Source organism: Terriglobales bacterium (genome assembly GCA_035457425.1).
Classification (GTDB): domain Bacteria; phylum Acidobacteriota; class Terriglobia; order Terriglobales; family Acidobacteriaceae; genus JACPNR01.
The window spans coordinates 1-7546 of the sequence record DATIBR010000124.1; the positions used below are offsets into that span (position 1 = coordinate 1).

6 protein-coding genes are annotated in these 7546 nt (G+C 65.5%); 2 read left to right on the forward strand and 4 right to left on the reverse strand.

Features of this window, described 5'->3' with window-relative positions; genetic code table 11:
- Positions 1 to 342 precede the first annotated feature (342 nt).
- Both VLA96_09455 and ruvB read right to left on the reverse strand, forming a co-directional pair.
- Positions 343 to 2667 (reverse strand): DUF5916 domain-containing protein, encoded by a 2325-nt coding sequence (locus VLA96_09455; protein HSE49419.1) that lies wholly within the window; start codon positions 2665 to 2667, stop codon positions 343 to 345.
- A 183-nt stretch (positions 2668 to 2850) separates the two neighbouring features.
- Positions 2851 to 3897, reverse strand: a complete 1047-nt coding sequence (gene ruvB / locus VLA96_09460) for a Holliday junction branch migration DNA helicase RuvB (GenBank protein ID HSE49420.1) — start codon at positions 3895 to 3897, stop codon at positions 2851 to 2853.
- Positions 3898 to 4149: 252 nt separating this feature from the next.
- Between ruvB and VLA96_09465 the strand changes: the two genes are divergently transcribed.
- The gene (locus VLA96_09465) at positions 4150 to 4755 is read left to right on the forward strand and encodes a PRC-barrel domain-containing protein (protein HSE49421.1); all 606 of its coding nucleotides are present in this window, start codon (positions 4150 to 4152) and stop codon (positions 4753 to 4755) included.
- Between the two features lie 115 nt (positions 4756 to 4870).
- On the opposite strand, the gene VLA96_09470 is transcribed toward VLA96_09465, so the two are convergent.
- Together VLA96_09470 and ligA are read right to left on the reverse strand one after the other, a co-directional pair.
- Positions 4871 to 5074, reverse strand: a complete 204-nt coding sequence (locus VLA96_09470; protein ID HSE49422.1) for a hypothetical protein — start codon at positions 5072 to 5074, stop codon at positions 4871 to 4873.
- A gap of 4 nt (positions 5075 to 5078) precedes the next feature.
- Positions 5079 to 7100: an NAD-dependent DNA ligase LigA gene (gene ligA / locus VLA96_09475; protein HSE49423.1), complete on the reverse strand. Its 2022-nt coding sequence runs from the start codon at positions 7098 to 7100 to the stop codon at positions 5079 to 5081.
- A gap of 102 nt (positions 7101 to 7202) precedes the next feature.
- Between ligA and VLA96_09480 the strand changes: the two genes are divergently transcribed.
- A partial coding sequence (locus VLA96_09480) for a hypothetical protein (protein ID HSE49424.1) occupies positions 7203 to 7546 on the forward strand: 344 nt, incomplete at its 3' end.

Consider the following 7546-nt stretch of genomic DNA (forward strand, 5'->3'; position numbering starts at 1 on the left):
GCGCACGCATTGTATATGCGCGCTCCATGAAAATATCCCCGGCGTGGCCGTCGCCGGGGCGCGTCCCGCGCGCCGTCCTTACCGGAGGATGTCCAGCTCGCGGGACATCTACTTAGACTTGCGCTCGTCTTCGGCGTGAGCCGCCCGCTCTGAACAGCAAAAAATAAATTGAACGACGGGCGCGCTGCTCGTGGCGCTCAAGTACAACCTTGACCGCTTCCTCGCCGCCGCCTTCGGCCACGCCTGGTCGCCCTTCGCGAGCACGTGAAGCGCCGCAGCGAGGCCGCTGCGCACGGCCAGGCCAGGCTCTTCAGTAGAGACGCCCTTCTGGGCGTCTCTCTCCTAGAACCGGAACTGGTAGCTGCCCTTGATGAAGAACCCTCTCCCGTCTTCCAGGAAGCGGTTTCGCGTGCGGAACAGCCCGGTGTGCGTGTCGATGCCCAGCCGGTCGAGGTTTTGCAGGTCGGAGTTGTAGCCCACGTAGATCGCCGTCCCCGGGTGGATGAGGTAGCTGATGAGGAAGTCGGCGTTGAACTGCTTCTCGTTCTCGAGCGACGTGAGCGCCGGGTGCCCCAGCAGCGCGGTGTACTGGAAGATGGTGCGCACCGAAAGCTCTTTCGTGAACTGGTAGTTCCACTTCGAGCGGGCGACGTGGAAGTTCAGGATCGACCGCTCGCTCTCGCGGTCACGCAGCCGCTCGATGATGTAGGTGTTGTCCACGGTCAGGTTGCCGAACGGGCGCACCGTGACCAGCAGGAAGGCGTTGGTCTCGTTCGCCAGGTACGGGGCCTGCCCCGCCGGCGGCGCGAAGTTGATGGCCTTCCCCAACTGGATGTTCCCGTGGATCGCCACCTTCTTCCAGTAGGTGGAATCGAACCAGCCGAACCAGTACCCTTTGTTGAAGTAGAGGTCGCTCGCCACCGGCGGCCCGAAGTCCTGCGGCCGCAGCTTCTCGGTAGTGAAGCCGTGCACGAAGCCGAGATTCATGTTCTTGGCGAAGACGACGGAGACGCCCGGCTCCCAGTTGTATTCCAGCAGGTTGCCGGTGTGGTCCCAGGCGGCGACGTGGAAGACTTGCGGCCCCCACCACGTGAGCCAGCTGTTCTCGTGGTAATCGCGGTAGGCGAAGAAGTGGCTCTCGCGCCGGATGTCGGGCCGGCGGAAGAATCCGGTCTGCGTCAGGAAGCCGGCTGAGGTGTCCTGGTACATCACGTTGTACTCGATCTTGCGTGTCGAGTACTGGAAGTAGGCCTGCGAGGTCGGACCGGCGCGGTGCGTGCCGTCGGCGAAATCGGTGGCGCTTTCCACGATCTGGCCTTCGAAGTTGATGTGCTCGCCGACCTGGAAGTGCGCATCCACCCCGCCCACGCGGTTGCTCACCGCCTGGCAGAGGTTGGCGCCGCAGCTCGAGGCCGCGTCCGCCGAGAATTCGCGGTCGGCATAGATCAGCCCGATGTGCGACTGCTTCCCGATGTCCCGCGTGACGCGCGCGATGTTGAAATACGCGCGCTTGCGCCGCAGCGGGTCGTCGTCGGGCACGATGCGCCCGGGCGCCTGGTCGTCGATGGACAGCAGCCCCAGGTTCCACTCGCCCAGCTTCCCCGTCAGCCGCAGCCCGAACTGCGGATCGATGACCCGCCGCGTGAAGTACAGGTTGATGGGCGTGGTGAAGAAGTTCGCGTTCTCCTGGAAGAACGGCCGCTTCTCCGGGAAGAACACCTCGAAGCGCTGGTTCACCGTGGTCTGCGGTTCGTCGGATTCCACCTGCCGGAAGTCGGGGTTCACGGTGAAATCGAGCACCAGCGAATCGTGGATGATCATCTTGCCGTCGAGCCCGGCGTCCCCGCCCAGGCTGTTCGACGTGAAGTACGGCCGGCTGGGGTCGCGCTGGTCCACGAACTTGAAATTGCGCGCCACCGCGTAGGGCGTGAGCTGGATGTTCCGTCCCGGCGCGATCCCCTGGATCCCGCTGACGTGCGCTTCCTGCGTCAGCCGGCCCTGGATCTTGCGCGTCAGCGCGGGGTAGAAGCTGTTGTCGTTGTGGTGCGGGATGATGCGCTGCAGGATGATGCCCCAGGTCTGCTCGCCCGGCGTCTTGTAGAAGCGCAGGCTCTTGAACGGCACCGACATCAGCACCATGTACCCCTGGTCCGTCAGCTTGCCGTTCGAATCCCACACCGTGTCGTAGGACTGGTCGTAGCCGTTGTAGTCCGTCCAGATGTAGTCGAACTGCACGCCCAGCGGGTTCGCCATGAAGCCGTAGGCGCGCCGCCGGTCGTTGAAGGTGTCGAGGTAGAGCTGGACTTCGTCGTGCTCCGGCCCGATAGTGTCGCGCCGCGCCAGCAGCGCGCGGATCTTCTTCGGCTCTTTGTCGAAGCACAGCCAGATGGCGTAGAAGTTCTTCTGGTCGTAGCCGAGGTAGACCTCGGTCCGCTCCGGCGAGGGCTGGCCTTCCTTGGGGTCGAGCTGGATGAAGACGTCGACCTTCGTCATCTCCGCGGCGAGCGGCGTCGCCGGCTTCATGCCGGCAAAATCGTTGAGCGAGGGCGCCTGCGAGAGCCGGCTGATGCGAAGCTGCGTGTTGGCCGCGACCACGGTCGGCTTCGCGCCGTTGCCGTTCTTCGGCTTCTCCCCCTGCCCGAAAGACAACAGGGGAAGCAGCAGCAACAAGCAAACCACTACCCACATTCTGTTCCGCTCGTTACCGACCACTTCCCCTCACAGGAGATGAAGTAACTGGGTGCTTAGACCAACCAGGCTGGAAAAGGTTAGTGCGCTATGTATCAGGGGACAGGTTCAGCCGTGCCGTCCCGGCAGGCCAGGAATGGGAGCCGGCCCTAGCCGGCGACACTAGAACAGCGCGCTCTGCTTCCGGCTGAGCGGGATCCCGAAGTGCTCGTACGCCAGCTTGGTGGCCACGCGCCCGCGCGGCGTGCGGTTCAGGAACCCGATCTGGATGAGGAACGGCTCGTAGATCTCCTCGATCGCCTCCGGTTCCTCCGCCAGCGCGGCGGCCAGCGTGTTCACGCCCACCGGACCGCCCTGGTACTTCTCGATGATGGCCAACAGCAGCCGCCGGTCGGTCTCATCGAAGCCGTACTTGTCCACCTCGAGCATCTCGAGCGCGGCCTTGGCCGTGGCCGCGTCGATCCTTCCCGCGGCGCGCACCTGCGCGTAGTCCCGCACGCGCCGCAGCAGCCGGTTGGCGATGCGCGGCGTCCCGCGCGACCGTGATGCGATCTCGCTCGCGCCCGCCTCGTCCACCTGCGTTCCCAGGATCTCCGCCGAGCGCCGCACGATGACCTTCAGGTCCTCCGGCGTGTAGAACTCCAGCCGCAGCATGATGCCGAAGCGCGAGCGCAGCGGCGCCGTCAGCAACCCCGCGCGCGTCGTCGCCCCGATGAACGTGAACGGCTTCACGTCGATGGTGTGCGTGCGCGCCGCCGGGCCCTGCCCGATGATGATGTCCAGCTTGTAATCCTCGAGCGCCGAGTAGAGCAACTCCTCCAGCGCCGGCTGCAGCCGGTGCACCTCGTCGAAGAACAGCACCTGCTTGTCCCGGACGTTGGTCAGGATCGCCGTCAGGTCGCCCTTGATCTGCAGCGTCGGCCCCGAGGTCTGCTGGAACGCCGCGCCCAGCTCGTTCGCGATGATGGTCGCCAGCGTCGTCTTGCCCAGCCCGGGCGGGCCATACAACAGCACGTGGTCGAGCGCCTCGCCGCGCGACTTCGCCGCCTCGATCGCGACCGCCAGGTTCTCCTTCACCTTTCCCTGTCCGATGAACTCGTTCAGCCGCTTGGGCCGCAGCTTCAGCTCGAACGAGGCATCGTCCTCGACCACCTGGGCCGAGACCAGCCGCTCGCGCACGTCGTCGGGTGAGTTCTTCGGGGTCGCCACTGAGGGCGATGGTACAACGAAAGCGTCGTTGATTTACATCCCGAGACCGCCGCGGCGGGCGAGGGATCCCTACCTTCCGCAGCAGCTCCGCTCAGCAACACACGATTTCCACAATAGGGCTCTCTCGCCTCGCTCGAGATGTAAAGACCAGAGACCGCCTCGTTCCACCGCTCGGCATCCCACTCCACTGGCGCTCTCAATCCGGCAGTTCGCCCTCACAACCAACCGGAGCGATCAGAAGGAGAAATGCAAATGGCACATCTGGGAATGCTGCGCGACTACGAATTCGGCGAGAACGTAGACGATATCCGCGGCGCCGAGCTCGTCGGCCCCAACAACGAACGCCTGGGCGAGATCGACGACGTCATCTTCGATCACGCCACCGGCGACATCCGCTACCTGGTCGTCGACACCGGCGGCTGGCTCTCCAGCAACAAGTTCATCGTCCCGGCCAACCGCGTCCAGCCTTACCACCAGGGCGAGAAAGAAGACCTCTACACCGACCTCACCAAGGAACGCATCGAGCAGTTCCCCGCCTACGACGAGAAGCTGCTCGACAAACGCGACGCCTGGGCGGACTACGAGCACAGGTACGAGAGCGCCTGGACCGACAGCCCCGTCATGCACCAGGAGGGCTCGCCCAACATCATCACCCCGCCCGCCAGCGAGATCCCCGTGGACCCCGGCGCCAAGCCGGTCGTGCGCGAGACGCGCGACCTCACCCCCGAGCGCGTGGGCGACAAGTTTTCCATGCCCCGCGCCGCGCAGACCTCCCGCCTCACCAGCTTCCAGGAGAATATCCGCACCGCCCGCAACTCCTGGGCCGAGGAGTGCGAGGAGTGCAAGAAAGCCGCGTAGTATCGCGGTTTGAAAACAGTCCGAGCCCGCCGCGGCGGGCGAGGGAGCCCCATCGCAACGAAAAGGCCCGCTGAGATTCAGCGGGCTTTCTTCTTTCTGTCATCCCGAGTGACCTTCAGGGGAAGATTTCGACTCCGAGAACGCGCTCGTTCTCGTCCAGGTAGAGGTGAAGCAGCGTGTCGCCATCAGGCGTACGGAACTCCGCCTGTCGCTTCGTCTTTCCCTCCGCGAACTTGACCCAGAGCGCATCCTTCGCAGAGGTGCCCTGGTCTGGGAGCCCGCGCATTCGTTCCAGCAGTTCATCTACTCGCACGATCATCGTTTTACCTCAGCAGCCCCGCCAGTTCCTTCTCCCCGATCACAGCGACTCCCAGCTCTTTCGCCTTGTCCAGCTTCGACCCCGCCTCTTCTCCCGCCAGCACGTAATCTGTCTTCTTCGACACCGACCCTGCGACTTTCCCGCCCGCGTCCTCGATCATCTGCTTGAAGTGGTCGCGCGGCTGCGAGAGCGTGCCAGTGATCACGAACGTCTTGCCCGCCAACTTCGTCCCGCGCTGCTTCTTCACGCCCTTGAACGTCAGCCCCGCCTTGCGCAGCCGCTCGACCAGCTCCTGGTTCTTCTTCTCGGAGAAGAACTCCGCGATGGCCTGCGACACGCGCTCGCCGACCTCCGGCACCTCTTCCAGCTCTTCCGGTTTCGCCTCCATCAGCGCGTCGAGCGAGCCGAAGTGCTCGGCCAGCAGCTCGGCGGTGCGCTCCCCGACGAACCGTATCCCCAGCCCGTAGATCACGCGCTCCAGCGGCAGCTTCTTCGAGGCCTCGATCTCGCTCAGCAGGTTCTCCGCCGACTTCTCCCCCACGCGCTCGAGCGCCAGCAGCTTCTCCTTCGTCAGCCCGTAGATGTCGGCGACGTTCTTCACCAGACCCTTGTCGGCGAGCTGGTTGACGAGCGAATCGCCCATGCCCTCGATGTTCATCACCCCGCGCGAGGCCCAGTGCAGCAGCGTCTCGCGCAGCTTCGCCGGGCAATTCGCGTTCACGCAGCGATGGTCGGCCTCGCCTTCCACGCGCACCACGTGCCCGCCGCACACCGGGCAGCGCTCCGGCATCTTGAACTTCTTCGCCCCGCGTGGATGCGCCTTGTCGTCGAGCACTCCCACCACTTTCGGGATCACGTCGCCGCCGCGCTCCACCGTCACCCAGTCGCCGATCTTCACGCCCAGCCGCTCGATCTCGTCCATGTTGTGCAGCGTCGCGCGCGACACCGTCGTCCCGCCGATCGGCACCGGCTTCAGCGCCGCCACCGGCGTCAGCTTGCCCGTCCGGCCCACCTGCACCAGCACGTCCTCGATCTGCGTCACGCCCGCGCGCGCCGCGTATTTGTACGCGATCGCCCAGCGCGGCGCCTTCCCGGTGTAGCCCAGTTCCTCCTGCAACCCCACGCGGTCCACCTTGATGACCACGCCGTCGATCTCGTAACCCAACTTCTCGCGCTGCGCCTCCCACTTCCGCAGGAAGCCGAGCACGCCCTCGATGTCCGCGACCTTCGCCCAGTTGGGATTCACCTTGAACCCTGCGGCGGTCAGCGCCGCGAGCGCCTCGGAGTGCTTGTCGAACACCGCGCGCCCGTCGCGCAGCAGGAAGTAGGCGTAGAAGTCCAACCGCCGCTGCGCCACGATGTTCGGCTCCAGCACCCGGATCGTCCCCGCCGCCGCGTTGCGCGGGTTGGCGAACTTCGCCTGCTGCTGCCGCTCGCGCTCTTCGTTCATCCGCTCGAACGCCTTCAGCGGCATCACCACTTCGCCACGCACCTCGAAATCCCCCGGCACGCCCGCCTTCTTCAGCGCATCTTTCGCGACCGATAGCGGCACCGAGCGGATCGTCCGCACGTTCGTCGTGACGTCTTCCCCCACGTAGCCGTCGCCGCGCGTCACGCCGCGATCGAGCGCGCCGCCCTTGTACGTCAACGCCAGCGACATCCCGTCGAGCTTCAGTTCGCAGACGTACTCCACGTCCTTGCGGCCGCTCAGCTCGTGCACGCGCCGCTCCCAGGCGCGCAGCTCTTCCTCGTTGTAGGCGTTGTCGAGCGAGAGCATCGGACGCGAGTGCTCCACCTTCACGAACCCCTCGCGCGGCTTCCCGCCCACGCGCTGCGACGGCGAATCCGGCGTGACGAGCGCCGGGTTCTCCGCCTCCAGCCGCTTCAGCTCCTGCATCTGCCGGTCGAACTCGGCGTCGCTGATCTCCGGCTGGTCGAGCACGTAATAGAGGTGCTCGTGCCGGCGGATCTGCTCGCGCAGCTTCTCGATGCGCGCGCGCGCGTCTTTGGCGGAGGCGGTGGCCATGGTCGGACCCACGATTATAGAGGCCGTCGCGGGCGCGGGACTTGCAGGGACCCCCGCCGCCGTGTACTATTCTCTTCCCTCAGGAGGGCGAAGATTATGCGAATGCGTCTCCTCATCACCACGCTGATCGCCGTCGCCGCGTTCGGCCTGGCACAGGACAAAGCCAAACCGGCGGCGAAGTCCCAGCAGCAGCAGCAAGCGGCCCCCAATCCCATGAACGTCCCACAGGTCCCCGAGATGGCGCGCCTGGAGAAGACGTTCGCCGGCTCGTGGTCGCTCGACGAGAAGTTCGAAGCCATGCCCGGCATGCCCGGCATGGACCAGGGCGGCACCGGCAAGGGTCGCGAGACCATCAAGCGCGGCCCCAACGGCAACTCGCTCGTCGCCGACCTCACCTCCACCAGCACCATGGGCCCGTTCACCGGCCACGGGCTGATGTGGTGGGA